The sequence below is a fragment of the Microbacterium sp. genome, from assembly GCF_051860965.1.
GTDB lineage: Bacteria > Actinomycetota > Actinomycetes > Actinomycetales > Microbacteriaceae > Microbacterium.
This window is the reverse complement of sequence record NZ_JBIMKU010000002.1, coordinates 398,316-422,387: the sequence shown is the minus strand read 5'-3', so window position 1 is coordinate 422,387 and position 24,072 is coordinate 398,316. Positions and strand designations below refer to the sequence as shown.

At 70.1% G+C, this 24,072-nt stretch carries 27 protein-coding genes; 18 read left to right on the top strand and 9 right to left on the bottom strand.

The features are described 5' to 3' along the window. Positions 1-177 precede the first annotated feature (177 nt). The 8 genes from ACTIFV_RS05415 (at position 178) to ACTIFV_RS05380 (ending at position 8,733) form a co-directional block, all read left to right on the top strand. Positions 178-1,866, top strand: coding sequence for an ABC-F family ATP-binding cassette domain-containing protein (locus ACTIFV_RS05415; RefSeq protein WP_439591751.1), 1,689 nt, complete (start codon positions 178-180; stop codon positions 1,864-1,866). A gap of 51 nt (positions 1,867-1,917) precedes the next feature. Continuing rightward, complete coding sequence (locus tag ACTIFV_RS05410; RefSeq protein ID WP_439591846.1) at positions 1,918-3,036, top strand: GuaB3 family IMP dehydrogenase-related protein; 1,119 nt, start codon at positions 1,918-1,920, stop codon at positions 3,034-3,036. Then, complete coding sequence (locus tag ACTIFV_RS05405) at positions 3,033-3,854, top strand: SURF1 family protein (protein WP_439591750.1); 822 nt, start codon at positions 3,033-3,035, stop codon at positions 3,852-3,854. The genes ACTIFV_RS05410 and ACTIFV_RS05405 overlap by 4 nt, the downstream gene beginning before the upstream one ends. A gap of 10 nt (positions 3,855-3,864) precedes the next feature. After that, the gene (locus ACTIFV_RS05400; RefSeq protein ID WP_439591749.1) at positions 3,865-4,386 is read left to right on the top strand and encodes a DUF3817 domain-containing protein; all 522 of its coding nucleotides are present in this window, start codon (positions 3,865-3,867) and stop codon (positions 4,384-4,386) included. Beyond that, entirely contained in the window at positions 4,383-5,966 is a 1,584-nt protein-coding gene (gene guaA / locus ACTIFV_RS05395) for a glutamine-hydrolyzing GMP synthase (RefSeq protein WP_439591748.1), read from the top strand. Before ACTIFV_RS05400 ends, guaA begins: the two co-directional genes overlap by 4 nt. Positions 5,967-5,973: 7 nt before the next feature. After that, positions 5,974-7,380 carry a glycosyltransferase gene (locus tag ACTIFV_RS05390; protein ID WP_439591747.1) on the top strand — a complete coding sequence of 469 codons (1,407 nt, stop codon included), beginning with the start codon at positions 5,974-5,976 and terminating at the stop codon, positions 7,378-7,380. A 154-nt stretch (positions 7,381-7,534) separates the two neighbouring features. After that, a complete protein-coding gene (locus ACTIFV_RS05385) occupies positions 7,535-8,149 on the top strand; it encodes a ClpP family protease (RefSeq protein ID WP_439591746.1) in 615 nt (204 codons plus the stop codon). Then, complete coding sequence (locus ACTIFV_RS05380; RefSeq protein ID WP_439591745.1) at positions 8,146-8,733, top strand: ClpP family protease; 588 nt, start codon at positions 8,146-8,148, stop codon at positions 8,731-8,733. The genes ACTIFV_RS05385 and ACTIFV_RS05380 overlap by 4 nt, the downstream gene beginning before the upstream one ends. Positions 8,734-8,809: 76 nt before the next feature. Here the strand turns inward: ACTIFV_RS05380 and ACTIFV_RS05375 are convergent, their stop codons facing one another. Further along, positions 8,810-9,526 carry an MBL fold metallo-hydrolase gene (locus ACTIFV_RS05375; protein WP_439591744.1) on the bottom strand — a complete coding sequence of 239 codons (717 nt, stop codon included), beginning with the start codon at positions 9,524-9,526 and terminating at the stop codon, positions 8,810-8,812. Positions 9,527-9,602: 76 nt separating this feature from the next. Here ACTIFV_RS05375 and ACTIFV_RS05370 point away from each other — a divergent pair, with 76 nt between their 5' ends. Further along, positions 9,603-10,172, top strand: a complete 570-nt coding sequence (locus ACTIFV_RS05370; protein WP_439591743.1) for a TetR/AcrR family transcriptional regulator — start codon at positions 9,603-9,605, stop codon at positions 10,170-10,172. Here the strand turns inward: ACTIFV_RS05370 and ACTIFV_RS05365 are convergent. The 4 genes from ACTIFV_RS05365 to ACTIFV_RS05350 form a co-directional block, all read right to left on the bottom strand. Then, a complete protein-coding gene (locus ACTIFV_RS05365; protein WP_439591742.1) occupies positions 10,124-11,365 on the bottom strand; it encodes a DNA polymerase domain-containing protein in 1,242 nt (413 codons plus the stop codon). The two genes, ACTIFV_RS05370 and ACTIFV_RS05365, sit on opposite strands and share 49 nt — an antisense overlap. A gap of 52 nt (positions 11,366-11,417) precedes the next feature. Continuing rightward, entirely contained in the window at positions 11,418-11,726 is a 309-nt protein-coding gene (locus tag ACTIFV_RS05360) for a helix-turn-helix domain-containing protein (RefSeq protein WP_439591741.1), read from the bottom strand. Positions 11,727-11,831: 105 nt separating this feature from the next. Then, a complete protein-coding gene (locus ACTIFV_RS05355; RefSeq protein WP_439591740.1) occupies positions 11,832-13,844 on the bottom strand; it encodes an alpha/beta hydrolase in 2,013 nt (670 codons plus the stop codon). A gap of 99 nt (positions 13,845-13,943) precedes the next feature. Continuing rightward, a complete protein-coding gene (locus ACTIFV_RS05350; RefSeq protein ID WP_439591739.1) occupies positions 13,944-14,873 on the bottom strand; it encodes a Bax inhibitor-1/YccA family protein in 930 nt (309 codons plus the stop codon). Positions 14,874-15,004: 131 nt separating this feature from the next. On the opposite strand from ACTIFV_RS05350, the gene ACTIFV_RS05345 reads away from it, so the two are divergent. Continuing rightward, a complete protein-coding gene (locus tag ACTIFV_RS05345) occupies positions 15,005-16,018 on the top strand; it encodes a glycerophosphodiester phosphodiesterase family protein (RefSeq protein WP_439591738.1) in 1,014 nt (337 codons plus the stop codon). 46 nt (positions 16,019-16,064) lie between these two features. On the opposite strand, the gene ACTIFV_RS05340 is transcribed toward ACTIFV_RS05345, so the two are convergent. Continuing rightward, positions 16,065-16,730 (bottom strand): esterase/lipase family protein, encoded by a 666-nt coding sequence (locus tag ACTIFV_RS05340; RefSeq protein ID WP_439591737.1) that lies wholly within the window; start codon positions 16,728-16,730, stop codon positions 16,065-16,067. Between the two features lie 110 nt (positions 16,731-16,840). On the opposite strand from ACTIFV_RS05340, the gene ACTIFV_RS05335 reads away from it, so the two are divergent. The 5 genes from ACTIFV_RS05335 to ACTIFV_RS05315 all read left to right on the top strand — a co-directional run bounded on the left by ACTIFV_RS05335 (position 16,841) and on the right by ACTIFV_RS05315 (position 19,956). Beyond that, a complete protein-coding gene (locus ACTIFV_RS05335; RefSeq protein ID WP_439591736.1) occupies positions 16,841-17,182 on the top strand; it encodes a PadR family transcriptional regulator in 342 nt (113 codons plus the stop codon). Position 17,183: 1 nt separating this feature from the next. Continuing rightward, entirely contained in the window at positions 17,184-17,555 is a 372-nt protein-coding gene (locus tag ACTIFV_RS05330; protein ID WP_439591735.1) for a DUF1048 domain-containing protein, read from the top strand. Further along, complete coding sequence (locus ACTIFV_RS05325; protein ID WP_439591734.1) at positions 17,552-18,319, top strand: ABC transporter ATP-binding protein; 768 nt, start codon at positions 17,552-17,554, stop codon at positions 18,317-18,319. The genes ACTIFV_RS05330 and ACTIFV_RS05325 overlap by 4 nt, the downstream gene beginning before the upstream one ends. Beyond that, the gene (locus ACTIFV_RS05320) at positions 18,319-19,083 is read left to right on the top strand and encodes an ABC transporter permease (protein WP_439591733.1); all 765 of its coding nucleotides are present in this window, start codon (positions 18,319-18,321) and stop codon (positions 19,081-19,083) included. The genes ACTIFV_RS05325 and ACTIFV_RS05320 overlap by 1 nt, the downstream gene beginning before the upstream one ends. Positions 19,084-19,218: 135 nt before the next feature. Continuing rightward, positions 19,219-19,956, top strand: a complete 738-nt coding sequence (locus ACTIFV_RS05315) for an EI24 domain-containing protein (protein WP_439591732.1) — start codon at positions 19,219-19,221, stop codon at positions 19,954-19,956. Here ACTIFV_RS05315 and ACTIFV_RS05310 read toward each other — a convergent pair. Both ACTIFV_RS05310 and ACTIFV_RS05305 read right to left on the bottom strand, forming a co-directional pair. Beyond that, positions 19,953-20,300, bottom strand: a complete 348-nt coding sequence (locus ACTIFV_RS05310) for a LysR family transcriptional regulator (RefSeq protein WP_439591731.1) — start codon at positions 20,298-20,300, stop codon at positions 19,953-19,955. The genes ACTIFV_RS05315 and ACTIFV_RS05310 overlap by 4 nt on opposite strands. An 84-nt stretch (positions 20,301-20,384) precedes the next feature. Further along, positions 20,385-20,753 (bottom strand): VOC family protein, encoded by a 369-nt coding sequence (locus ACTIFV_RS05305; protein WP_439591730.1) that lies wholly within the window; start codon positions 20,751-20,753, stop codon positions 20,385-20,387. Between the two features lie 65 nt (positions 20,754-20,818). On the opposite strand from ACTIFV_RS05305, the gene ACTIFV_RS05300 reads away from it, so the two are divergent. The 3 genes from ACTIFV_RS05300 to ACTIFV_RS05290 all read left to right on the top strand — a co-directional run bounded on the left by ACTIFV_RS05300 (position 20,819) and on the right by ACTIFV_RS05290 (position 22,378). Beyond that, complete coding sequence (locus ACTIFV_RS05300; RefSeq protein WP_439591729.1) at positions 20,819-21,259, top strand: MarR family winged helix-turn-helix transcriptional regulator; 441 nt, start codon at positions 20,819-20,821, stop codon at positions 21,257-21,259. A gap of 40 nt (positions 21,260-21,299) precedes the next feature. Further along, the gene (locus ACTIFV_RS05295) at positions 21,300-21,878 is read left to right on the top strand and encodes a GNAT family N-acetyltransferase (protein ID WP_439591728.1); all 579 of its coding nucleotides are present in this window, start codon (positions 21,300-21,302) and stop codon (positions 21,876-21,878) included. 119 nt (positions 21,879-21,997) lie between these two features. Continuing rightward, complete coding sequence (locus ACTIFV_RS05290; RefSeq protein WP_439591727.1) at positions 21,998-22,378, top strand: rhodanese-like domain-containing protein; 381 nt, start codon at positions 21,998-22,000, stop codon at positions 22,376-22,378. A gap of 75 nt (positions 22,379-22,453) precedes the next feature. Here ACTIFV_RS05290 and ACTIFV_RS05285 read toward each other — a convergent pair whose 3' ends face one another. Beyond that, positions 22,454-24,070, bottom strand: coding sequence for an MFS transporter (locus ACTIFV_RS05285; protein ID WP_439591726.1), 1,617 nt, complete (start codon positions 24,068-24,070; stop codon positions 22,454-22,456). Positions 24,071-24,072 lie beyond the last annotated feature (2 nt).

The following is a 24,072-nucleotide window of genomic DNA, read 5'->3' as shown; positions in this document are numbered from 1 at the left end:
TCCCGTCGCGAGAAAAGGACTCTGCGATGAGATAGGGACTGCAAGGCTGAAGTTCTCCTTACCTCGGCGCAAACTCCTTGCGCGGGGTAAGGATGAGACGCAGCTCAGCGCGCGCCGGATGCGAACCCGGGATATCCTGATCGGCTCGGCAGTCGCCCGGGCAGACAGGACCGATCCGTGGGCTACATCGACATCAACAGCGTCTCGTTCACGCTGCCCGACGGCAGGCCGCTCCTCGACGAGGTGTCGTTCCGCGTCGGCGAGGGGTCGACGACGGCCCTCATCGGCCAGAACGGCGCGGGCAAGACGACCCTCCTGCGCATCGTGCGGGGCGAGCTCGCAGCGCACGGCGGCGCGGTCACGATCGACGGCGGCCTCGGCGTCATGGACCAGTTCGTCGGCCACGGCACGGCCGGGCAGACGGTCCACGACCTGCTGATCTCCGTCGCGCCCGACCGGGTGCGGCGCGCAGCGCGCGAACTCGAAGACTCCGAAGCCGCCATCATCGAGCACGACGACCTCGACACGCAGATGCGATACGCCGGCGCGCTCGCCGACTACGCCGAGGCCGGCGGCTACGAGTACGAGACGGTGTGGGACACCTGCACGACTGCGGCTCTCGGCATCCCGTTCTCGCGCGCGCGGTTCCGCGAGCTCACGACGCTCTCGGGCGGCGAGCAGAAGCGGCTCGCTCTCGAGGCGCTGCTGCGCGGACCCGATCAGGTCCTCCTGCTCGACGAGCCCGACAACTACCTCGACGTGCCCGGCAAGCGATGGCTCGAGGAGCGGCTGCGCGAGACGTCCAAGACCGTGCTCCTCGTCTCGCACGACCGCGAGCTGCTCGCGCGCGGCGCCGATCGCATCGTGACGCTCGAAGCGGGTGGCGCGGGAAGCACCGCATGGGTGCACGGCGGCGGGTTCGGCACGTATCACCGGGCGCGAGAAGAGCGCATGGACCGGCTCGACGAACTGCGCCGCCGCTGGGACGAGCAGCACGCCAAGCTCAAGCGCTTCGTCGCGGACATGAAGGTCAAGGCGGGCGCCAGCGACGAGTTCGCCTCGCGATACCGCGCGGCGCAGACACGTCTGCGCCGCTTCGAAGACGCGGGTCCGCCCGAGGAGCGTCCTCCCGCCCAGGAGCTCGATGTGCGGCTCCGGGGGGCCCGCACGGGCAAGCGCGCCGTCGTCGCCGAGAAGCTCGAGCTCACGGGCCTCATGAAGCCGTTCGACCTCGAGGTGTGGTTCGGGGACCGCATCGCGGTGCTCGGCTCGAACGGCTCGGGCAAGTCCCACTTCCTGCGCCTGCTCGCCCGAGGCGGCACCGACCCGGACGCCCTCCTCGGCCACGTCACCGCGGTCGGGTCCGAGCTCGAGCCGGTCGCGCACACCGGGCGCGGGATCCTCGGCGCTCGCGTCGTGCCGGGCTGGTTCGCGCAGACGCACCGGCATCCCGAATTCACCGGCCGCACCCTGCTCGACATCCTGCACCGCGGCGATGACCGGCGGACGGGGCTGCCGCGGGATGCCGCGAGCTCCGCGCTCGACCGGTACGGACTCGTGAAGCAGGCCGAGCAGGTCTTCGACAGCCTCTCCGGCGGCCAGCAGGCGCGATTCCAGGTCCTCCTGCTCGAGCTGTCCGGGGCGACGCTGCTGCTCCTGGACGAGCCGACGGATAATCTCGATCTCGTGTCGGCGGAGGCACTCGAAGACGCCCTCACGCGCTTCGAGGGCACGGTGCTCGCGGTGACCCACGACCGATGGTTCGCGCGTTCCTTCGATCGGTTCGTGGTGTTCGGCGGCGACGGGCAGGTCTACGAGGCCGACGAGCCGGTCTGGGATGAGACGCGGGTCGCCCGCGCACGCTGAGGTCGCCGGATCGGGTGATCAACAGGCCCCGAGTAGGCTGGAGAGGTGAGCATGGACATGGAGCTCGGTCGCGCGAAGCGCGCCCGCCGGGCGTATGCGTTCGACGACATCGCGGTCGTGCCGTCCCGGCGCACCCGCAACCCCGAAGACGTCTCGACGTCGTGGACGATCGACGCGTTCTCGTTCGCGATCCCCGTGCTGGGTGCACCGATGGATTCGGTCATGAGCCCGCGGACGGCCATCATGCTCGGTCAGCTCGGCGGTCTCGGGGTCATCGACCTCGAGGGTCTGTGGACGCGTTACGACGACCCCGATCCGCTGCTCGCCGAGATCGCCTCGCTGTCCGACACCGCCGCCACGCGGCGCATGCAGGAGCTCTACGCCGAGCCCGTGAAGCCGGAGCTCGTGCGCGATCGCCTGGCCGAGGTCCGCGCGGCGGGTGTCACGGTCGCCGGATCGCTGACGCCGCAGCGCACGCAGGAGCTGTACGAGACCGTCGTCGCGGCGGGTGTCGACCTCTTCGTCATCCGCGGTACGACGGTGTCGGCCGAGCACGTGTCGTCGGGCGAGCAGCCGCTGAACCTCAAGAAGTTCATCTACGACCTCGACGTGCCGGTGATCGTCGGCGGAGCGGCGACCTACACGGCGGCGCTGCACCTCATGCGCACGGGTGCCGCGGGCGTGCTCGTCGGGTTCGGCGGGGGAGCGGCATCCACGACCCGCGCGACCCTCGGCATCCACGCTCCCATGGCGACGGCGGTCGCCGATGTCGCGGGCGCGCGCCGCGACTACCTCGACGAGTCGGGCGGGCGCTACGTGCACGTCATCGCCGACGGCGGCGTGGGCACGTCGGGCGACATCGTGAAGGCGCTGGCGATGGGGGCGGATGCCGTCATGCTCGGCGTCGCGCTCGCACGGGCGACGGATGCTCCGGGTCGCGGCTTCCACTGGGGCCCTGAGGCGCACCACCCCAAGCTGCCGCGCGGCCGTCGTGTCGGGGTGCAGCAGGTGGCGCCCCTCGAAGAGGTGCTCTACGGCCCCGCACCCGTCGCAGACGGCACGGCCAACCTCATCGGCGCGCTGAAGAAGTCGATGGCCACGACCGGCTACTCCGACCTCAAGGAGTTCCAGCGGGTAGAGGTCGTCGTCGCGCCCTACAACGGCGGATGACCAGCCCGTCTGCCGCTCCGGAAGCCTCCGAGGTCTTTCCTCCGACGCTGCGCGAGGTCATGCTGCGTCCGCGGTGGATCGCGATGCTGCTGCTGTGCCTCGTCGTCGCCGGCGTGTTCGCCTGGCTCGGACAGTGGCAGCTCAGCCGCGCGATCGACACGGATCCTCCTCCGCCGGGTGCGACCGAGGTCCTGCGCCCGCTCGCCGAGGTCGCCGCCCCCGGAGAGTATCTGCCCGAGCCTCTCGTGGGGCAGCGGGTCGAGGCATCCGGCTCCTGGGTCCCCGACGACTTCATCGCCGTGAGCTCTCGCTTCAACGACGGGGTCGAGGGCTACTGGGTGACGGGCCAGCTGCGGCTCGACGGCACCGCTACCCCGACGTCGGTCGCCGTGGCGATCGGCTGGGCGCCGACCGCCGAGGCGGCGCAGGCCGCGATCGATCGCCTTCAGGGCGAACCCGAGGCATCCGTCACGATCACGGGACGCATCATCTCGGACGAGGGCCCGGCGCTGCCCGCGCGCGGCGCCGACCCCCAGGCCATGACGCGCATGTCGCCCGCGATGCTGCTCGGTCAGTGGCACGACGTCGAGGGGCTCGACGTCTACCGCCCCTACCTCGCATCCGAGGTCGCACCGCAGCCGCTGCTCGACATCTCCTCGCCCGCCCCCGCCGAGGGCTCGAGCGTCAACTGGCTCAACATCTTCTATGCGCTCGAATGGGCGGTGTTCGCGGGGTTCGCGTTCTACCTCTGGTACCGCCTGGCGAAGGACGCGTGGGAGAAGGAGCTCGAAGATCTGGAGCCCGAGTCGGCCGGGTAAACTCGCTCTCATGCCCCGCGCCCCCAAACTCGCCTCCTTCCCGGCGATCCGCGGAGCCCTCCGCTTCTACGAGATCTGCTCCACCATCACGGGTATCGGCCTGCTCCTGCTCGTGGCCGAGATGATCCTCAAGTACACGCCGCTGCACGTCGAGCTCTTCGCGGGGGGATCGGGCGGCGCGCTGTGGTTCGCTCCTGTCATCGCCGGCCCCGGCTGCGAGTGGTGGTCGCTGTTCCTGCCGATGACGAACGACTGCGAGATGACCTCGGTCGGCGACGGCTTCAACATCTCGCTGTTCATCCTCGTCGCGCACGGCTGGTTCTACGTCGTGTACCTCTTCTCGTGCTTCCGCATCTGGAGCCTCATGCGCTGGCCGTTCCCGCGGTTCATCGTGCTGGCGCTCGGCGGCATCGTCCCCCTCCTGTCCTTTTTCATGGAGGCCCGCGTCGCCCGCGAGGTACGCGCGTACCTCGCCCAACGCGAGGCGTCAGAAGCATCCGTCCCCATCCCCGCAGCGGAAGGCTCCCGTTGACCGAGCAGACCGAAACCTCGCAGCGCCCCGTCCTGGTCGTCGACTTCGGCGCGCAGTACGCGCAGCTGATCGCCCGCCGGGTGCGCGAAGCGGGGGTCTACAGCGAGATCGTGCCGCACACGGCATCCGCGGCCGAGATCGCCGCCAAGAACCCGGTGGGCATCATCCTGTCGGGCGGGCCGTCGTCGGTCTACGAGGAGGGGGCGCCCGCGCTCGACGCCGGGGTCTTCGATCTCGGGGTGCCGACGCTCGGCATCTGCTACGGCTTCCAGGTCATGGCGCAGGCGCTCGGTGGCGAGGTCGCCAACACGGGCCTGCGGGAGTACGGAGCGACGGATGCCGCGGTCACCGGAGACGGCGGGATCCTGCTCGCCGGGCAGCCGGCCGAGCAGAACGTCTGGATGAGTCACGGCGACCAGGTGTCGCGTGCGCCCGAGGGCTTCGAGGTGCTCGCCTCGACGTCGGCCACTCCGGTCGCCGCCTTCGGGAGCGACGAGAAGCGCTTCTACGGCGTGCAGTGGCATCCCGAGGTGAAGCACTCCGACCATGGCCAGCGGGTCATCGAGAACTTCCTGCACGTCGGCGCGGGACTCCCGGCCGACTGGAACAGCGGCAACGTCATCGCCGAGCAGGTCGGCCGCATCCGGGAGCAGATCGGCACCGGGCGTGTCATCTGCGGTCTCTCGGGCGGCGTCGATTCGGCGGTCGCGGCCGCGCTCGTGCACGAGGCCGTCGGCGATCAGCTCGTCTGCATCTTCGTCGACCACGGTCTGCTCCGTAAGAACGAGCGCGAGCAGGTCGAGCAGGACTACGTCGCCTCGACCGGCGTCCGTCTCGTCACCGTCGACGCGCGCGAGCGCTTCCTCACGGCGCTCGCGGGCGTGAGCGATCCCGAGCAGAAGCGCAAGATCATCGGGCGCGAGTTCATCCGCACGTTCGAAGAGGCCGAGAAGGCCCTCGTCGCGGAGGCTGCGGCCGACGGTGAGCCGATCCGGTTCCTCGTGCAGGGCACGCTGTACCCCGACGTCGTCGAGTCCGGTGGGGGCACCGGCACGGCGAACATCAAGTCGCACCACAACGTGGGGGGTCTTCCCGAGGACCTCCAGTTCGAGCTCGTCGAGCCGCTGCGCACGCTGTTCAAGGACGAGGTCCGCGCGATCGGCCGCGAGCTGGGCCTTCCCGAGGTGATCGTGGGTCGCCAGCCCTTTCCGGGCCCCGGCCTCGGCATCCGGATCGTGGGCGAGGTCACCGCTGACCGCCTCGAGATCCTGCGTGACGCCGACGCCATCGCCCGCGAGGAGCTGACGAAGGCAGGGCTCGATCAAGAGATCTGGCAGTGTCCCGTCGTGCTGCTCGCAGACGTCCGCTCGGTGGGTGTGCAGGGCGACGGCCGCACGTACGGGCATCCGATCGTCCTTCGTCCCGTGTCGTCCGAAGACGCGATGACCGCGGACTGGACGCGCCTGCCGTACGACGTGCTCGCACGCATCTCGAACCGCATCACGAACGAAGTACGTGACGTCAACCGCGTCGTGCTCGACGTGACCTCGAAGCCGCCGGGCACCATCGAGTGGGAATGACCTCGGCGTGACGGCGCGCCAGGATGGGGGAGTGATCCCGTTCCCCGACGCCGAGTACGTCATCCTGTCGAGCCGTCTCATCCCCGACCTCGACGGCGGCTACACGCTCGCGACGCTCGCGCGCGCGCGCCAGATGGCCGCGGCGGGGGTTCACGGCGGTCGCGGACCGCTCCTGCTGACCGTGGATCCGGGGACTTCGACCGACCACGCGCGCCACCGCGCCGCGTTCGACGGTCGCGACCTCGTCACAGACCCGTCGGTCATGCGCAACCTCTTCGACGAAGCCGCCGCGCCCACCGGGGGAGCAGCTGACTGGCTGATCGAGGCGGCGCATCCGGGAGACCCCGATCCGTCGCTCGAGTACCGGTCGGTGGCGGACGCAGCGGTCGATCTTCCCGTGATCGTCGGCGATCCGGACTGGCACATCAGCACGGCCCCCGTCGTCGTCCGACACGCCGACGGATCGGTCGCCGGCGTACTCGACGGCTTCGGTGCCCTCTACCGCGCGTGGCTCGACCACGTCGTCACTGGGCTGCGCGTGGGTAACCCCGACCGCCAGGTCGTCGTCGTGTGCGAATCGCGCCAGCTCGGCGAGCTCCTCGCCGGGTGGGATGATCCGGATGCCCGGCTCGTGCACGCGATCCACACGATCCACCTCGAGCCGCCCTACACGCCGGACGCGGACGTCAACGCCCTGTGGTCGAGGTGGTTCTCGCTCGCCGAGCGCTTCGACGCCGTGCTGTGGCCCACCGCGGCGCAGCGCGCCGACGTCGCAGCGCGATTCGGCGACTCGGGCGTGCACCTCGTCGCTCCGCACGGGGTGCCGGCCGCGGCATCCGTCTCCCCGTCGTCGGACCGCGTGCTCGGCCGCGTCGTGATGCTCAACCGCCTCGCGCCCGGAAAGCGCATCGACCACGCCGTGCGGGCGTTCGCGACCGTCGTGGAGGCCGTGCCGGATGCCACGCTCGACGTCTACGGCGACGGACCCGAGCGGGCGCGGCTGCAGTCGCTCATCGACGAGCTCGGACTCGGCGCGCACGTCGTGCTGCGCGGTCGGACGGACGAGCCCGGGCGCGCACTGCGCGAGGCCATGGCCTTCCTGTCCACCTCGGCGTACGAGGGTCAGGGTCTCTCGATCGTCGAGGCGCTGGCCGACGGGTGCCCCGTCGTCTCGTACGCCGCGCCCTACGGACCGCGCGAGCTGCTGGCGCGCGGCGGCGGTGTGCTCGTTCCCGACGGTGACGTGCAGGCGCTCGCCGAGGCGCTCGTGCGTGTGCTGACGGACATCGAGCTGCACGAGCGGCTCGGGCTCGAGGCGGTCCAGGCCGCGCGCGCCGTCGATCCCGAGCACGCGATGGCGGCGCTCGCCTGCGCGGCGCGTGACGTGCTGGGTCGCCCGAACCGCCGCTCCTGAACCCGCCTCTCATCGGCAAGGCATCCGCCGGCGAGCGGGATGCGGCGATCCGATCGTCGTCCGAGAGCCGCCCGAGGACCGGACTCCGCTGAGGGCTGATCCACCGTCGGCGGAAGACCGTGCCGACCGCGCTGTCCGCGCGCAGGCTGGGCCCATGGCAGAAGACGGCAAGATCCCGCAGTTCGGAGCCGAGGCGCGGCGCGAACTGCTCCACCAGCGCGTGCTCGTGCTCGACGGTCCGCTCGACGACGACAACGGCACCCTGATCGCGACGCAGCTCCTCGCCCTCGCGGCGGAGGACGAGGCATCCGACATCGCCCTCTGGATCCATTCGCCGGGCGGTTCCGTGCCCGCGATGCTCGCGATCCGCGACGTCATGCGTCTCATCCCGAACGACGTGTCCACGCTCGCCCTCGGTCTGGCGTGCAGCGCCGGACAGTTCCTGCTGTCGGCGGGCGCATCGGGCAAGCGCCGCGCGCTGCCTCATGCGCGCATCCTCATGCACCAGGGCTCGTCGGGGATCGGGGGTTCGACCGTCGAGGTCGAGGTGCAGGCGGGCGATCTGCGCCACACCCGTGACACGGTCCTCGGGCTGATCGCACAGGACACCGGCCAGCCGATCGATCGGATCTTCGAGGACTCCCTCCACGACCGGTGGTACACGGCGCAGCAGGCGCTCGACTACGGCTTCATCGACGCCGTCGTCGACGACTTCTCGCAGATCGCGCCGTTGCGTCGACGCCCTGCGGGGCTGGGGGTGTCGGCATGAGCACGTACACGATCCCGAACGTCGTCGCCCAGCACCCGCGGGGCGAGCGCATCATGGACGTCTACACGCACCTCCTCGCCGAGCGCGTCGTCTACCTCGGGACGGGGATCGACGCCGGCGTCGCGAACGCCCTCATCGCTCAGCTGCTCCATCTCGACGCCGACAGTCACGATCGCGACATCCAGCTCTACATCAACTGCGAGGGCGGCGATCCCGCGGCGATGCTCGCGATCTACGACACGATGCGGCACATCCGGCCCGACGTCGCGACGACGGTCGTCGGCCAGGCGATCGGTGTCGGCGCCGTCATGCTCGCCGCCGGCGCAGCGGGCAAGCGCGCCATCCTGCCGCACGCGCGCGTGGTGCTGCATCAGCCCGCGGGGCAGGGTCGCGGGACCATCCCCGACCTCATCCTGCAGGCGGACGAGCTCGTGCGCGTGCGCGGTGACGTCGAGGCGATCCTCGCGCGGCACACGGGTCAGGATGCCGCGCGCCTGCGCGCCGACACCGACCGGGACAGGATCTTCACGGCGCACGATGCCGTCGCCTACGGCCTCGCGGATCGCGTGCTCACCGAGCGCTGACCCGCCCCGTCTCTCCCGTCGAGTGTCCACGGATCGCGGGAGAGAGCGTTCCAACAGCGATCCCTGGACATCGAACTCATGCGGCGGCGGCGGCGCGCACGGCGGCGACGGCGCTCGCCGGAGAGCCGTGCCAGGGAGCGCCGTGGCCGGGCAGCACCCATGCCGCCTCGAGACCCGCGATCGCGTCGAGAGAGGCGAGGGCCCGCTCCGGCTCGTCGGTGAACGGCGCGGGCTGCGCACCCGTGCGCCCGGTCGTGACGTGGCGCGTCGTGAGGGCGTCGCCGACGAACACGGCGCCGGCGAGCGGGGAGTGGACAGCGATGCTGCCCGGCGAGTGGCCCGGCATGCCGATGATCCGGGGTGCGCCGGGCAGATCGAGGACGTCGCCGTCGGCGATCTCCACGACTTCGCCGACCGGCTTCGTGCGCAGCGCGCCCTTGCGCAGTCCGTAGGCGAAGAAGGCGAACGTCGGGCCGAACCTCATCTTCGGCATCGTGGTCTTCGGCTTGTCGCCGCCGCGAGCGCGCGCGGCATCGGCGGCATGCACGAACACCGGTACCCCCGCCTCGGTGCGCAGGCGCTCCGCGAAGCCGATGTGGTCGCTGTCGCCGTGCGTCACGATGAGCCCCTTCACATCGCGCAACGCGAGCCCGAGCGACGCGAGCTCGCTGAGCAGCTCCTTCCACTGGCCGGGCATGCCGGCGTCGACGACCGTGACGCCGTCCGGCGCGACGATCAGATAGGCCGCGACGATGTCGTTGCCGATGCGGTGCAGGTGCTCGTCGAGTCGCATGGTGTCCTCCTGGGGATTGTGATGGCTATCGTAAGTAGCTATCATGGCTAAAGTCAATAGCCATGAGGAGGCCAGGATGCCGACCCCCGATCGCACATCGCTCTCAGAGATCGTCGAGGCGGGTCGCCGCCTGCTCGAATCGGGCGGACCGGCGGGCGTCACGATGAGCGCAGTCGCGACGCAGGTCGGGGTGCGCGCGCCATCGCTCTACAAGCGGGTCCGCGACCGCGAGGCGCTCGTGCAGCTCATCGCCGAGGCCACCGCCGACGACCTGACCGAGCGGCTCGCGGCATCCGGTCACTCGATCGCCGACTACGCCCGCGCCTTCCGCGCGTTCGCGCATGAGCGCCCCGAGGGATTCCGCCTGATGTTCTCGACGGCCGGCGCGACCGACGCGACCCGCCGAGCGGCCGCGCCGATCCTCGAGGCCTCGCGTGAACTGGTGGGCTCCGAGCGCGCGCTCGACGCGGCGCGGCTCTTCACCGCGTGGGCGACCGGCTTCGTGAGCATGGAGCTCGCGGGCGGGTTCCGCATGGGCGGCGATGTCGACGAGGCGTTCGAGTTCGCCCTTGCGACGATCCAGGCCGGCCTCGAGGGTCAGTCGGTCGGGCGGCCGGGCCAGGACTTGCCGGCCCAGGGGTCGTAGTCCGCGATCAGGGCTTCCTGCGGCGGACGAGCCTCTTCGGGCACGTGCTGCAGATTGACCCGCACGCGGTACCAGAGCGATGACGAGCCCCGCATGCCGTCCACGAGCACGTCCGCCGGGTGCAGCTGCGACGATACCGCGGGATGCTGCGCCTTCCACTGCTCCAGCGCCTCGAGCGCTTCGGGCTTCGTCTTCGTGCGCGCGAGCTCGATGAGCGGCATGGTCGACTGGCGACGGCCGTCCTCGCCCCCGCCGCGCGGGGGCTTCTCGGCGGGCCCGAGCTCGTCGGCGAGCGCGAGCAGGCCTGCGAGCGACCCGGCCGACCCGTCGATGCCCTCGTGCGGGTCGCCGATCTCGGCGTAGCGCGCGAGCACCGTCGGCACGGTGAACTCCTCCGGCCGGCGCTCGCGGACTTCGCTCCAGTCGAGCGGCGTCGACACCCGCGCGTCCGGCAGCGGGCGGATCGAGTAGGCCGACGCGACGGTGCGGTCCTTGGCGTTCTGGTTGAAGTCGACGAAGACGCTCTCGCCGCGCTCCTCCTTCCACCAGCGTGCGGTCGCGAGCCCGGGCGCGCGGTTCTCGACCTCGCGCGCGAGCGTCTCGGCCGCGAGGCGCACCTTCGCGTAGTCCCACTCGGGCGCGATCCGAACGAGGATGTGCATGCCCCGGGATCCGCTCGTCTTCGGCCAGCCGACCAGCCCGGTGTCGTCGAGCACCTCGCGGGCGACGAACGCCACGTCCACGATCTGCGACCAGTCGACGCCCGGCATGGGGTCGAGGTCGATGCGCAGCTCGTCGGGGTGGTCCAGGTCCTCCGCGCGGACGGGATGCGGGTTGAGGTCGAGGCAGCCGAGGTTCACGATCCATGCGAGGCCCGCGGCATCCCGGATCACGGCTTCTTCCGCCGACGTCCCTCGCGCGTACTGCAGCGTCGCGGTGTCGATGAAGTCGGGGTGGTTCTCGGGAACGCGCTTCTGGAAGAAGGCCTCCTGATCGATGCCCTTCACGAAGCGCTTGAGCACCATGGGCCGTCCGCCGGCGCCGCGCAGCGCCCCCTCTGCGACGGCCAGGTAGTACTCCACGATCTCGAGCTTCGACAGCCCGACTTGCGGGAAGACGATCTTGTCAGGACTCGAGACGCGCACCTCGTGCCCGTCGACGTCGAGGAAGGTCTCTTTGCGTGCAGGGCTCACGTCTCCACGCTAGTGAGCGATGGATGCCGCGACCAGGCCCGCGGGCGGACGCTCAGGCGGCGAGCACCATCGCGGCAGCGGGCGGGGCAGCCGCTGCCCGCAGCCCGTCGGCCACGGCGGTCGTCAGATCGACGAGCGTGACCTCGAGGGCGCCTGCGACCGCCGCGATCATCTCGCTCGAAGGCTCCTTCAGGCCGCGCTCCATCTCGGAGAGGTACTGCGGCGACACCCCGGCGCGATCCGCCGTGTCGGCCAGCCGCTCGCCACGGTCGTGGCGTCGGCGTCGCAGCTCGGCGCCCAGGACATCGCGCCAGAGCGGCTCGGGAGCACGGGGTGTGCGGAGCGGGATGATCTCGGCCATGCGCTCACGATAGGCCGCGGAATCCATCGATCCGAGCCCGTTCCGCCGAGAGCAGAACGGAACGAAGGGAGATCCCGTGACCCGCGCCCTCCGTTGCGGACGCGATCAGAGCGCGAGGAGTCCGCGCACCAGCAGCCAGACGGCGAAGCCGAGCGTGCCGAGAGCCGAGACGGTGAGGATGACGCGGTGCGCGAGTCCGCCGTCATCCTGCATCCATGCCCGCACGAGCAGCACGACGAGCACCACCGCGCACGCGAGGGCGGCGAAGGGGAGGAGGAGGAGGGGCCATGCGGCGGCGGGCAGTCCGAAGGCGAGCACGAGAGGGTCGGCGGTCGCCAGCACGAGGCCCAGGATGCCCACGAAGGCGAGGTTGAGCGCCGCGGCGGAGACGGCGGCGAAAACGGTGCCGGGTGGGGCATCCCATCGGCGACGCAGCGCATAGACGACGCCGTACACGAGCGTGCCGACGAAGACGAGCACCGTCGCGATCGCGATGCCGATCTGGCCGGGACGCGGGGCCGTCCGCACGTCGCTGTCGAGCCGGTACACGGCCGAGGTCGCGTGGACGTCGGCGGCCGTGAGGAACTGCGGGGCGGGCGTGCGCTCGATGCAGCCCGACCGCGGTTCGGTCGCGGGGTCCTCGAGGAACTGCCGGGCGATGGATGCCGCGCACCCGCCGTTCCACACGGCGGCCGCGCCCGTGGCGGGGAGGAGGTAGGCGTAGTGACGTGCGAGCCCCGTGGCTGCTGCGTCGCTCCATGCCGCGGTCGGGTCGTACTCGCCCGAGATCACGAGCGTCGGCACGCTGCTCGTGACCACCGCGTTCTCCCGCGCGTCCGCCGCCGGAACGGCCCAGGCTTCGCACTCGGCGGCCGCGGACCCGGCGTCTCCGACGTGGGCCGCGAGCACCGAGGCATCCTGTGCCGATGCGAGAGCGTCCGGATCGTGGAACGGGAACTCCTCGGCGCACGCGATCGACAGAGCGAGCCCCTCGGCAGGCCGTGCGTCGATGCCGAGACTGCGCTGCGCGAAGGGGAGCACCGCGTCGGCGTCGCCGCGGGAGAGGCGATCGATGACATACGGCACGGCGCGAGCGCTGCGCGGGTCCTGCAGCGCCGCGATGAGCGCCCTGACGACGGCCGCGCCCTCCATCGACCGAGCGGCGGGATCCCCCGAGACCGGATCGTCGACGGTGACCGTGAACGGCTCTCGATCCGCGCGCGCGAGCGCCGTCTCGACACGACCCGCGAGGTCGGGATATCGCGCGCGGCAGCCATCGTCGGCGCGGCAGTCCTCCACGACGGCATCGAGTGCTGCCGTGACGCTCGCCGGCAGTGCGGTCGCCAGATCGACGTCGAGAGCCCGCGGCCCGTCGAGGATGACCGACCGCACACCCGCCGGTCGGTCGCGCAGCACGGCCAGCGCGAGCCGCGAGCCCTCTCCGGCGCCGTACAGGTTCCATGTGTCGTAGCCCAGCGCGACGTACAGATCGCCGAGGTCCGCCGCGATCGCGGCGCTCGTGTAGGCGGCCGGATCGACCCCCTCGTCGACGAGACGGTCGTGGCATGCGCGGGTGCGGTCCACGCGCTGCGCGGCCGTCAGGACGCCGGCGAGCTCGGGGCAGTCGAGCGACGGCTCGGCGTGGAGGTCTCCGCGCCGCTCGACGAGCACGACGTCGCGATCGCCCACCCAGGCGGGGCGGGTCAGGAAGTAGCCGAGTGCACCGAGGCCGCTGGCGTCCGCCGTGCCAGCCACCGGGACGACGAGCGGGTCGGTCACGCGCTCGGGGGACTCGCTGCGGACGATGACGACCGGCAGACGCAGCTTCTGCTCGGGGTCCGCGTCGGCCGCGCGGCTCTCGGGCACGGTGAGGTAGCCGCACCGCACGTCGCCGACGCGGGACTCCGGCACGGGCACGGCGCAGCGCGCGTCCTCGAACCCCAGGGGCGCATCGACGGCGTCCGCCGCCGCGGCCGACAGCCCTGTCGGCAGCAGACAGCACATCGCGAACAGCCCCGCGGTCAGCCCCGCGAGCCCGCGGAGGACCCGCCGTCGCGACCCCCTGGTCACGTCGGCCCCGTTTCGCGGGCGTACCGCGACGGCGCGGGGCGCGGTCATGTCGTCACCCTAGCGACGATTCCGGATGCCGCGACAGCCGTGACGGCGAAACGACGGAGGGGCCGTCCTGACGGACGGCCCCTCGTGACGTGCCGAGGTCTAGTTCGAGCCTCGCACGATCGCGATGATGCGCAGGATCTCGATGTAGAGCCACACGACGGTGACCATGATGCCGAAGCCCCCGAGCCAGCCGTACTGACGGGGTGCGCCGTTGCGCACGCCCTGCTGGATCGAGTCGAAGTCGAGCACGAGCGAGTAGGCGGCCATGATGACGACGAGGACGCCGATGATCAGGCCGAGGGGGATGCTGATGCCGCCGATGCCGATCGACGCGCTGTGCAGACCGAACATCATGTCGGCCGGGATGATGCCGGTCCACATGAGGACGAGGTTCAGGAGCGAGAAGACGAGGTAGCCGACCATCGCGATCATGAAGACCTTCGTGGCCTTCTTCGAGGCGCGGATCTTGCCGTTGGCGAAGAGCGCGAGGGTCACGCCCACGACGGCGAGCGTCGCGAGCGTCGCCTGCATGACGATGCCGGGCCACTGGAACTCGAAGAATGCCGAGATGCCGCCGACGAAGAGGCCCTCGAATGCCGCGTACGCGAAGATCAGCGCGGGGCGGATCTTCTTGCGCGACGTGAAGATGATCACCATCGAGAGGACGAAGCCCGCGAGCGCGCCGATGATCCACGGGAGGATCGTCGGCATCGGGTTCTCGACGGTGACGGGAGCCATCGTCCAGACCCACCCGACGACCGACGTCACGAGCAGGACGGCGAAGAGACCGATCGTCTTCCAGATGGTGTCCTCGTACGACATCCGGCCGGTGTCGATGGCGCCGGCCGAGGGAGCGGCGTACGCGCCCTCGAGCTGCGCGTTGGCCGCAGCATCCACCGTCGCGTGCTGCGTCGACGCGGTCTGCGTGCCGAAGCCGAGGTTCGCCGCCTGCGGACCACCGGGGTAGGTGTTCACGGCCTTCTTGTCCTGGAAGGCGGGGTTGTTGAATGCGGGGTTGTTGAGGGCCACTGCTCTCACACTCCAAAGTCGGGGTCAATCCCAGCACTGTGCTGTTGATCCACGATATCCGAACACCGGCCACCCTCGCCTCTGTCGGGCTGTGAGACGGCTATGAGGGGCGGCGCGGGTAGCCTGGAACCGTGCCGCGCCGCATCCCGCTCGTCATCGGCCACCGTGGTGCGCCGGGCTACCGCCCCGAGCATTCGCGCTCGTCCTACGACCTCGCACTCGAGATGGGTGTCGACGCCGTCGAGCCCGACGTCGTCGTCTCGAAGGACGGTGTGCTGGTCGTCCGCCACGAGAACGAGATCTCGGGGACGACGGATGTCGCGTCCCGATCCGAGTTCGCGGATCGCCGTACGACGAAGTCGATCGACGGCGCCGAACTCACGGGATGGTTCACCGAGGACTTCACGTGGGACGAGCTCGCCACCTTGCGCTGCCGTGAGCGCCTGCCGAAGCTGCGGCCCTCGAGCGCGACGTTCGACGACGAGCAGCCGATCCTGCGCCTGCGCGACGTGCTCGATCTCGTGCGCGCAGGTTCCCTCGATCGCGGCCGCGAGATCGGCGTGGTCCTCGAGATCAAGCACGCGACCTATTTCGCGTCGCTGGGCTGGGATGTCGCGGCCCTCGTCGCGTCCGAGCTCGACGAGGCGGGCTGGGGTCGAGGCGAACTGCCGCTCACGATCGAGTCGTTCGAGTCCACGGTGCTCGGCCGGCTGCAGGAGCGGGGGGTCGCGGCGACCTACATCTACCTGCTCGAGGCTGCGGGCCGCCCGTTCGACCTCGCCGCGGCGCACGGCAAGTCGGCGCTCACCTACCGGCAGACGGCGTCGCCCGCGGGACTCGACGGGCTCGCAGGCGTCGTGGACGGGATCAGTGTCGACAAGCGCATGATCCTCGCACCCGACAAGCTCGGCCGCCTCACGGGACCGACCCCCGTCGTCCGCGACGCCCATGAGCGCGGTCTGCGCGTCTTCACCTGGACCTGTCGCCCGGAGAACGCCTTCCTCATCGGTCAGTTCCGCACCGGGCGAGCCCCGGGCGCGTTCGGCGACTGGGAGGCGGAGTGGGAGGTCATCCGGGATGCCGACGTCGACGGCGTGTTCGTGGACCACGCGGACCTCGGCGTCGCGTTCTTCCGCGCGGTCTAGCGCGGCGATGATCCCGCGGCGGGACGACGCCATCGAGTGGCGCAGGTCACTCCGCGAGGGCGAGCAGCTCGGCGATGACCCGCGGATGCTCGAGGATGCGGAAGTGCCCGCCGGTGTCGAGCTCGATGTTCGTCGCACCCGGCAGCTCGCTGCGCTCGGGGATGTGCGGGTCGAAGCGGCCGTACATCGACACGATCCGTGCGTTGACGTCGCGCTGCTCGCCGAGCGCGAGGATCGTCGCGTCCTTCGTCGAGAAGATGCGCAGCGTCGGACCCCACATGAGGTTCGCGTAGCGCGAGCCGCCGAAAGGCGTCGCGACGGCGAGCATCGAGCGCACGCGATGCCCTGCGCGCCCGATCATGACCTGCTTGCCGATGAGGCCGCCCTTGCTGTGCGCGGCGATGACGGCATCCCTCAGATCGTGCTCCTCGAGATACTCCGCGACGCGGTCCGCGGACTCGACGACGGGGTGCCGGTTGTGGCGCAGTCGACCGAGGACATGGACGGGGTGGCCCGCGGCGTGGGCGTCCTCGACGAGCGGCTGCAGGAACTTCCACGTCTCGTAGACACCCGGGATCACGACGATCGGCGTGCGGTCTCCCGCGCGATATGTCGCGGGGTCGACCCGGTTGAAGAAGGCGCGCACCTGCCAGATTCCGGCGTAGGCGTAGTCCTGCGCCCACCAGGAGAGATTGCGGAAGGCGGAGGCCACCGTCCGATTGTGATGGATGCCGCGGAGAAATCCGCTATTCAGTGTTGCCAAGTACCGGTACTCAGTGTTACCGTCTAGTGGTAGTCAGCGTTACTGAGTAGGGAGCAGTCATGGCCAGTCAGATGACCGAGATGCTCAAGGGCACCCTCGAGGGCATCGTGCTCGCGGTGCTCGCCGAGCAGCCCGCGTACGGGTACGAGATCACGGCGCGCCTGCGCGACGAGGGCTTCACCGAGCTCGTCGAGGGCACGGTCTACGCCCTGCTCGTCCGCATCGAGCAGCGCGGGTTCGTCGACGTCGAGAAGGTTCCCTCCGAGAAGGGGCCTCCGCGCAAGGTCTACACGATCAACGGCACCGGTCGGGCTCAGCTCGACGAGTTCTGGAGGACCTGGAGCTTCCTCGCAGAACGCATCGAACAGCTCCATCGGAACCGCGCAGAAGGAGAGGTCTGAGATGGCCGGGAAATGGTACGAGCTGATCACGGGATCGCTCGCAGACAAGAAGGCGTACCGGCAGTACAAGGCGAGGATCGCCGCGCTGCCCGAGCCGTATCGCACCGCGGCGAACGCGTTCGAGCGGTACTTCATGTACAACGGCGGCATCACCGACGGCGACCCTGCGGTCATGGTCACGATGCTGAACGACTTCGCCGACCTCTGGGAGCGCGCCGCGGTCGACGGCACTCCCGTGGATGAGATCGTCGGCGCGGACCCGGTGGAGTTCGCCGAGACGTTCGCCGCCGCGTATGCCGGCAAGCGGTGGATCGACAAGGAGCGCACGCGTCTCACCGACACGATCAAGGGTCTGGGCGAGGAGGAATCATGACCGATGCAGCCATCAGGGTGCAGGGCGTCGCGAAGTCGTTCAAGGACCTCGCTGTGCTGCAAGGCGTCGACTTCGAGGTCGAGCGGGGGAGCATCTTCGCCCTGCTCGGCTCGAACGGCGCCGGCAAGACGACGCTCGTCCGCATCCTCTCGACGCTTCTGAAGCCGGATGCCGGCACGGCGACCGTCCACGGCTACGACGTCGCATCCCAGGCGCAGGACGTGCGCGAGTCGATCAGTCTCACGGGGCAGTTCGCCGCCGTCGACGAGATCCTCTCCGGGCGTGAGAACCTGGTGCTCATCGCACAGCTGCGGCACGTGGCCGACCCGGGCGCGGTCGCCGACGATCTGCTGGAGCGCTTCTCCCTCACCGACGCCGGTGCCCGCCGCGCGGGCACGTACTCGGGTGGGATGCGACGACGGCTCGACATCGCGATGAGCCTGATCGGCGACCCGCCGATCATCTTCCTCGACGAGCCGACCACGGGCCTGGACCCCGAAGCCCGCATCGAGGTGTGGCAGACGGTCAAGAAGCTGGCCGCGTCGGGGACGACCGTGCTGCTGACGACGCAGTACCTCGATGAAGCCGAGCAGCTCGCGGACCGCATCGCGATCCTGCACCGGGGCACCATCATCCAGAACGGCACGCTCGCCGAGCTCAAGCGGCTTCTGCCGCAGGCGAAGGTCGAGTACGTCGAGAAGCAGCCCACGCTCGAAGAGGTCTTCCTCGCGCTCGTGGGCGACGAGAAGAAGGAGGCGGCCTGATGACCGCTCACGTCCTCGGCGACACCGGCGTCCTCACCGGTCGCTCGCTGCGCCACATCCTCCGCAGCCCCGACACGATCATCACGACCGCGGTCACGCCGATCGCCCTCATGCTGCTGTTCGTCTTCGTGCTCGGCGGCGCGATCGACACCGGATCCGGCGAGTCGTACATCGACTACATGCTTCCCGGCATCCTCCTCATCACGATCGCCTCGGGCATCGCCTATACGGCCTACCGGCTGTTCCTCGACCTGCAGGGCGGGATCTTCGAGCGGTTCCAGTCGATGCCGATCGCGCGGTCGAGTGTGCTGTGGGCGCACGTGCTGACATCCCTCGTCGCGAACATGGTGTCGGTCGCGATCGTGGTCGGCGTCGCTCTGCTGATGGGCTTCCGCACAGGCGCCTCGTTCGGCGCGTGGCTCGCGGCCGCCGGCATCCTCGTCCTGTTCACGCTCGCGCTGACATGGATCGCGGTGATCGCCGGCCTGTCGGCCAAGACCGTCGACGGCGCGAGCGCCTTCAGCTACCCGCTGATCTTCCTGCCCTTCATCAGTTCCGCCTTCGTGCCGACCGAGTCGATGCCCGGTCCGGTCGCCTGGTTCGCCGAGAACCAGCCGGTCACCTCCATCGTCGACACGATGCGGGCGCTGTTCTCGGGACAGCCCGTCGGCACCGACATCTGGGTCGCGCTCGCGTGGCTCGTCGGCATCCTCGTGGTCGCGTACTTCGGAGCGGCTGCGATCTACCGCCGCAGATTCCGCTGATCCGGCGTCCGATCCGAGCCGGGAGCCCGCCAGCAGGCCGGCTCCCGGCACTTCCACGTGTGCGCGGTGGCCGGTGTCGGGCAGAATCGAACCCCTGACGGCGGTTGCCGCGGCGGATTCTGGAGGGCGGTCTCGATGCGCGAGTTCGTGCGGGGGGCAGGGCTCCTGGGTCGCGGATTCGGCTGGTGGACCCGCCGCCCCGGCCTCATGGCGCTCGGGCTCGTGCCTGCCGCGATCGTCGCGCTGCTGTTCGTGGGCGGGCTGATCGCGCTCGGCGTCTCTCTTCCCGGTATCGTCACGGCGGTGACCCCGTTCGCCGAAGCCTGGCCCGGCGTGTGGGCCACGGTCGTCCGCATCACCATCGGCACGGCGATGGTGGGCGCCGCGCTCGTCATCCTCGCGGTCTCGTTCACGGCCCTGACGCTGCTGCTCGGCGAGCCGTTCTACGACCGCATCTGGAAGGCGGTGGAGCGGGATGCCGGGGCCGACGCCATCGACATCGGCGGTGGCTTCTGGCGTGCCGTCGGCGACACCCTCTCACTGCTCGCGCGCGGAGCGCTCGTGGCGGTCCTCGCCGCCGTCATCGGCCTAATCCCGATCGTGGGCGGGGTCGTCGGGGCGGTCGTCGGCGTCGGCCTCACGGGGTGGCTGCTCGCCGACGAGCTCAGCTCGCGCGCCCTTTCCGCGCGCGGCATCGACCGCGCCGCGAGGCGAGAGCTCTTGGGTCGGCACCGCGCGCGGGCGCTCGGATTCGGCGTCGCGACGCAGCTGTGCTTCCTCGTGCCGTTCGGGGCGATCGCGACGATGCCCGCGGCTGTGGCGGGGTCGACGCTGCTGGCGCGCTCGCTGATGGCGCCCGCCGAGCGCGCCTAGCGTCCCTGACGCTTCTTGTAGGGCTTGGGCTGCCCCTTGACGGCGGGCGCGCGTCCCTTGCCCTTCGATGCCTTGGCCTTGCCGCCGGCGGGCGCGCTCGACTTCGGCGCGGGCGGGGGCGCGGCCGCGATCATCTCCTTCGCGTCGGCGAGCAGGAGGGATCCCGCTTTCGTGAGCCGGGGCTGGCCGCCGTCGCGTGTGAAGAGCGGCTGCCCGACCTCGTCCTCGAGCTTGTCGATCGACGTGTACAGCGACGCGAGCGGGATGCCGAGGTGCTCGGCGGCGCGCGGGAAGTGGAGTTCCTCGGCGGCGACGACGAACCGGCGGAGCAGGGCGATCTTCACGTGTGGGCCTCCTCGCCCAGGATACGGAGTCGCTGAGCCGCGCGTGTGTCGACCCCGGCATCCCGAACCACCTCGCGGCGGGTGTCACGCCCGGTCGTGCAGGGTGACGTGGTAGCCGTCGGGATCGGCGAAGGTGAACGTGCGGCCGAAAGGGCCGTCGACGGGAGCTGCGACGATCGTGCGCCCGTCGGCGACGAGCGCGTCGTGGATCTCCTGCACGTCGGTGGCGTGCAGCCAGAGCGCGACGCCGATCCCCGGCTGCGCAGTCGAGGCGAGATCGGTGCCCGCGACGATGTCCCGCAGGGCGAAGGCGATCGGCGCCGTCTGGAAGACGACCGCATGCGGCGGCCCGGCGGGAGAGCGGACGAGCCCGAGGTAGCGCTCGTAGAACGCCTGCGAGGCGCTGAGGTCGCGCGTCTGCAGTGAGATGAAGTCGGGTCCGGTGACGGGCATCGCGTGCTCCTTGCATCCATGTGTCAGTTATCTGACACAAAAGAAGCGTATGTCAGAATACTGACATGAGTCAAGACGGGATCGATCTCGAGACGTCACTGGGCTATCTGCTGAAGGAGGCCGCGAGCGCCCTTCGTGCCGCGATGGAGGACGTCCTGCGCCCGCTCGACATGACCATCACGCACTACTCCTGCCTCGAACTGCTCGCGCAGCGCCCGGGCCTGTCGAACTCGGACCTCGCCCGCGGCGCGTTCGTCACGCGACAGTCCATGAACGTGCTGCTCCAGACGCTCGAGCGCGATGGACAGGTCGTCCGGCCGGCCGAAGCAGCCGTCGGCAAGGCACTGCCGGCGACACTCACCCCTCGCGGGCGGGCGATGCTCGAGAAGGCCACCGTCGCGGTGCGGTCCGTCGAGGTGCGGATGCTGCGGGGGATGACCGCGGACGAGCAGACGATCGCGTTCCAGAGCCTCCAGAGCATGGTGCGCTCCCTGCGCACTCCGTAGCCGGTTCCCTTCGCCGCGCGATGCGCCCACAATGGGCGTCATGACGACGCATGTCATCAAGCCGCTGACGCTCGAGACCTTCCCGGCGTGGCTCGCGCTCGCCGAGAAGCACAATGGCGTGTGGGGCGGATGCTATTGCTCGTACTTCCACGGCGACACCGTTGACACGGTCAAGAAGGAGTACGACGGTCCCACGTTCAAGCGGCGACTCGTCGCCGAGGGCGTCGCGCACGCCGCGCTGGTGTTCGACGGCGATCAGGCCATCGCCTGGTGCGAGTACGGCAGCCCGCTCGAACTGCCGAACATCTACCACCGCAAGCAGTTCGATGCCGAGGAGTCGCATGATGCGCCCTGGCGCATCACGTGCTTCTTCGTCGACCGCGATCATCGCAGGAGCGGGGTCGCGCAGGAGGCGCTCCGGGGCGCACTCGACCTCATCGCGCAGGCGGGCGGCGGCGAGGTGGTGTCCTTCCCCAACATCGTCGAGCCGGGCAAGCGCGTCTCGGCATCCTTCCTGCACAACGTCACGCCCGGCATCTTCGAAGAAGCGGGCTTCACGCTCGAGCGGCGCATCGGCAAGAACAAGACCGTGATGCGCAAGGTCGTCGCTCCCGCTTGAGCGGGCGGTCTGCGCCGGGAGCGTATGGCGTCGTGTGACGCTCGCCGACGCGCCGGATGCCGGAGCCGACGTAGCGTGGCGGTCGAACCGCGATCAGCACGCTCGAAAGGACCCCGCGCATGACCGACTCCACCGACGTCGAGACCGAGCCCACATACGACGCCCCGCTCATCACGCCGGAGGAGGCCGCGCAGCGCGCCGCCGCGGGAGCACTCGTCATCGATGTGCGCAGCGATGCCGGTCGCGCGCGCGACGGGGTCATCCCGGGCTCGGTGCGCGGCGACCGCGACAACCTCGACGCGCAGTTCCTCATCGACTCGCCCGAGAAGCTCGCGGAAGTCACCGAATGGGATCAGGACATCGTGATCGTCTGCGGGTCGATCCGCGGCTCGGGTCCCGTCGCCGAACAGCTCCGGGCGAAGGGCTTCACGAACGTCGCGCACGTCGACGGCGGATTCCCCGCGTGGAAGGACTCGGGAGCCCCGACCGCCGACGCGTGACGGGGACCGGGATGCCGCGGCGCGTCATCCCGCGATCGCCGCGCGTGGCCGCGACGATGCCGACTGCGCTGTCGCTCAGGGTGCCGCGGCGGTCTTGTCGCGCGGTGCGGCGACCGACGCAGGGAGTCCGCGCGACAGCAGCAGGCCGATCACGGTGAGTGCGAAGACGAGGAACAGCGACTGGCGCAGCGACTCGACCTGGGCGTCGGCGTAGGTCTGCGCGACATCGGCAGCGACGTCGGCGGTGGCTCCGGCATCCGTCAACGCCTTTTCGGCCTGCTGCTGCGACAGGATCGGCGCACCCTTCTCGGTGGCGGCGATGACCTGCTGCTGGACGTCTGCGGGGATCGAGGTGCTCGCCTGCACGGCCGTGGCGAATCCGCCCGTGAGCAGCAGGATGAACACCGAACCGACGACGGCCGTTCCGAAGGACGATCCGAGGTTCTGGAAGGTGCCCTGCAGCCCTCCCACCTCTGACGTGTCGTGCTCGCCGACGGCCGACATGTTCACGTTGCCGAGCTGCGATGCGAGCAGGCCGAAGCCTGCTCCGACCACGAACATCCCCACCGCGAACAGCCAGCCCGACAGTGCGGGCTGCACCGCGACGAGGATGAAGAGCACGCCGACCGCGAGGGTCAGCTGGCCGATGCGCCCGATGTTGCGGGCGGAGCGCACCGTCGACAGGCGCGAGCCGAGGATCGAGAACAGGATCAGTCCGATCGAGAGGGGCAGGATCTTGAGGCCCGTCTGCAGCGCGTCGTAGCCCAGGATGATCTGCAGGTAGACCGGCACGACGAAGAAGAGCGCCGCGATCGCGAAGTACTGCGCGAGGAACATCGCCAGTCCGCTGCGCAGCGCCGGGATGCGCAGAAGCGACACGTTCAGGAGCGGTTTGCGTCCCGAGCGCGCGAGCTGCTTCTGGCGCTGGAAGAACAGCCAGAGCACGACGATCGCGATGAGGATGAGGAGCGCGGTCGGAGACACTCCGAGCGGCGCGAACGGAACACCGCCGATGAGCGGGGGATCGAGCGGGACGATCCATCCCCACGTCTTGCTCTGCAGCAGGCCGAAGACGAGGATCGCCATGCCGCTGGCCGAGAGGACGACGCTCAGCAGGTCGATCCTCAGTCTCGGGTCGGGTTCGACGTCCTTGATACGCCCCGAGACGATCAGCACGATCAGCATGACTACCGTCTCGCCGAGGAACACATACCTCCACGACCCGTACGTGGTCGCCAGGCCGCCGATCAGAGGACCCGCGGCCGCGGCGAAGCCCGTGATCGCACCGAGCGCCGAGAACGCGACGATGCGCTCGCGCCCCGTGTAGTTGATGGCCGCGAGCGCCGCGATCGCCGGGATCACGAGCACGGCTCCCAGGCCCTCGACGAGCGACCACCCGAGCATGAGCACGGTGAGATTCGGACTCAGGGCCGTCGTGAGCGAGCCCAGCCCGTAGACGATCGATCCGATCCGGAACGCACGACTGCGACCCCATTTGTCGCCCAGTTTGCCGCCGGTGAGCATGAAGGCCGCCATCGTCAGGGCGTAGAACGTGATCGCCGCCTGCATCCCCGAGATGTCGGTCCCGAGATCGGTCGCGACCGTCGAGATCGAGACGTTCATGACGGTGCTGTCGAGCACCATGACGAACTGGGAGACCGCCAGCAGGATCAGCACGAACCATCGCTTCATGA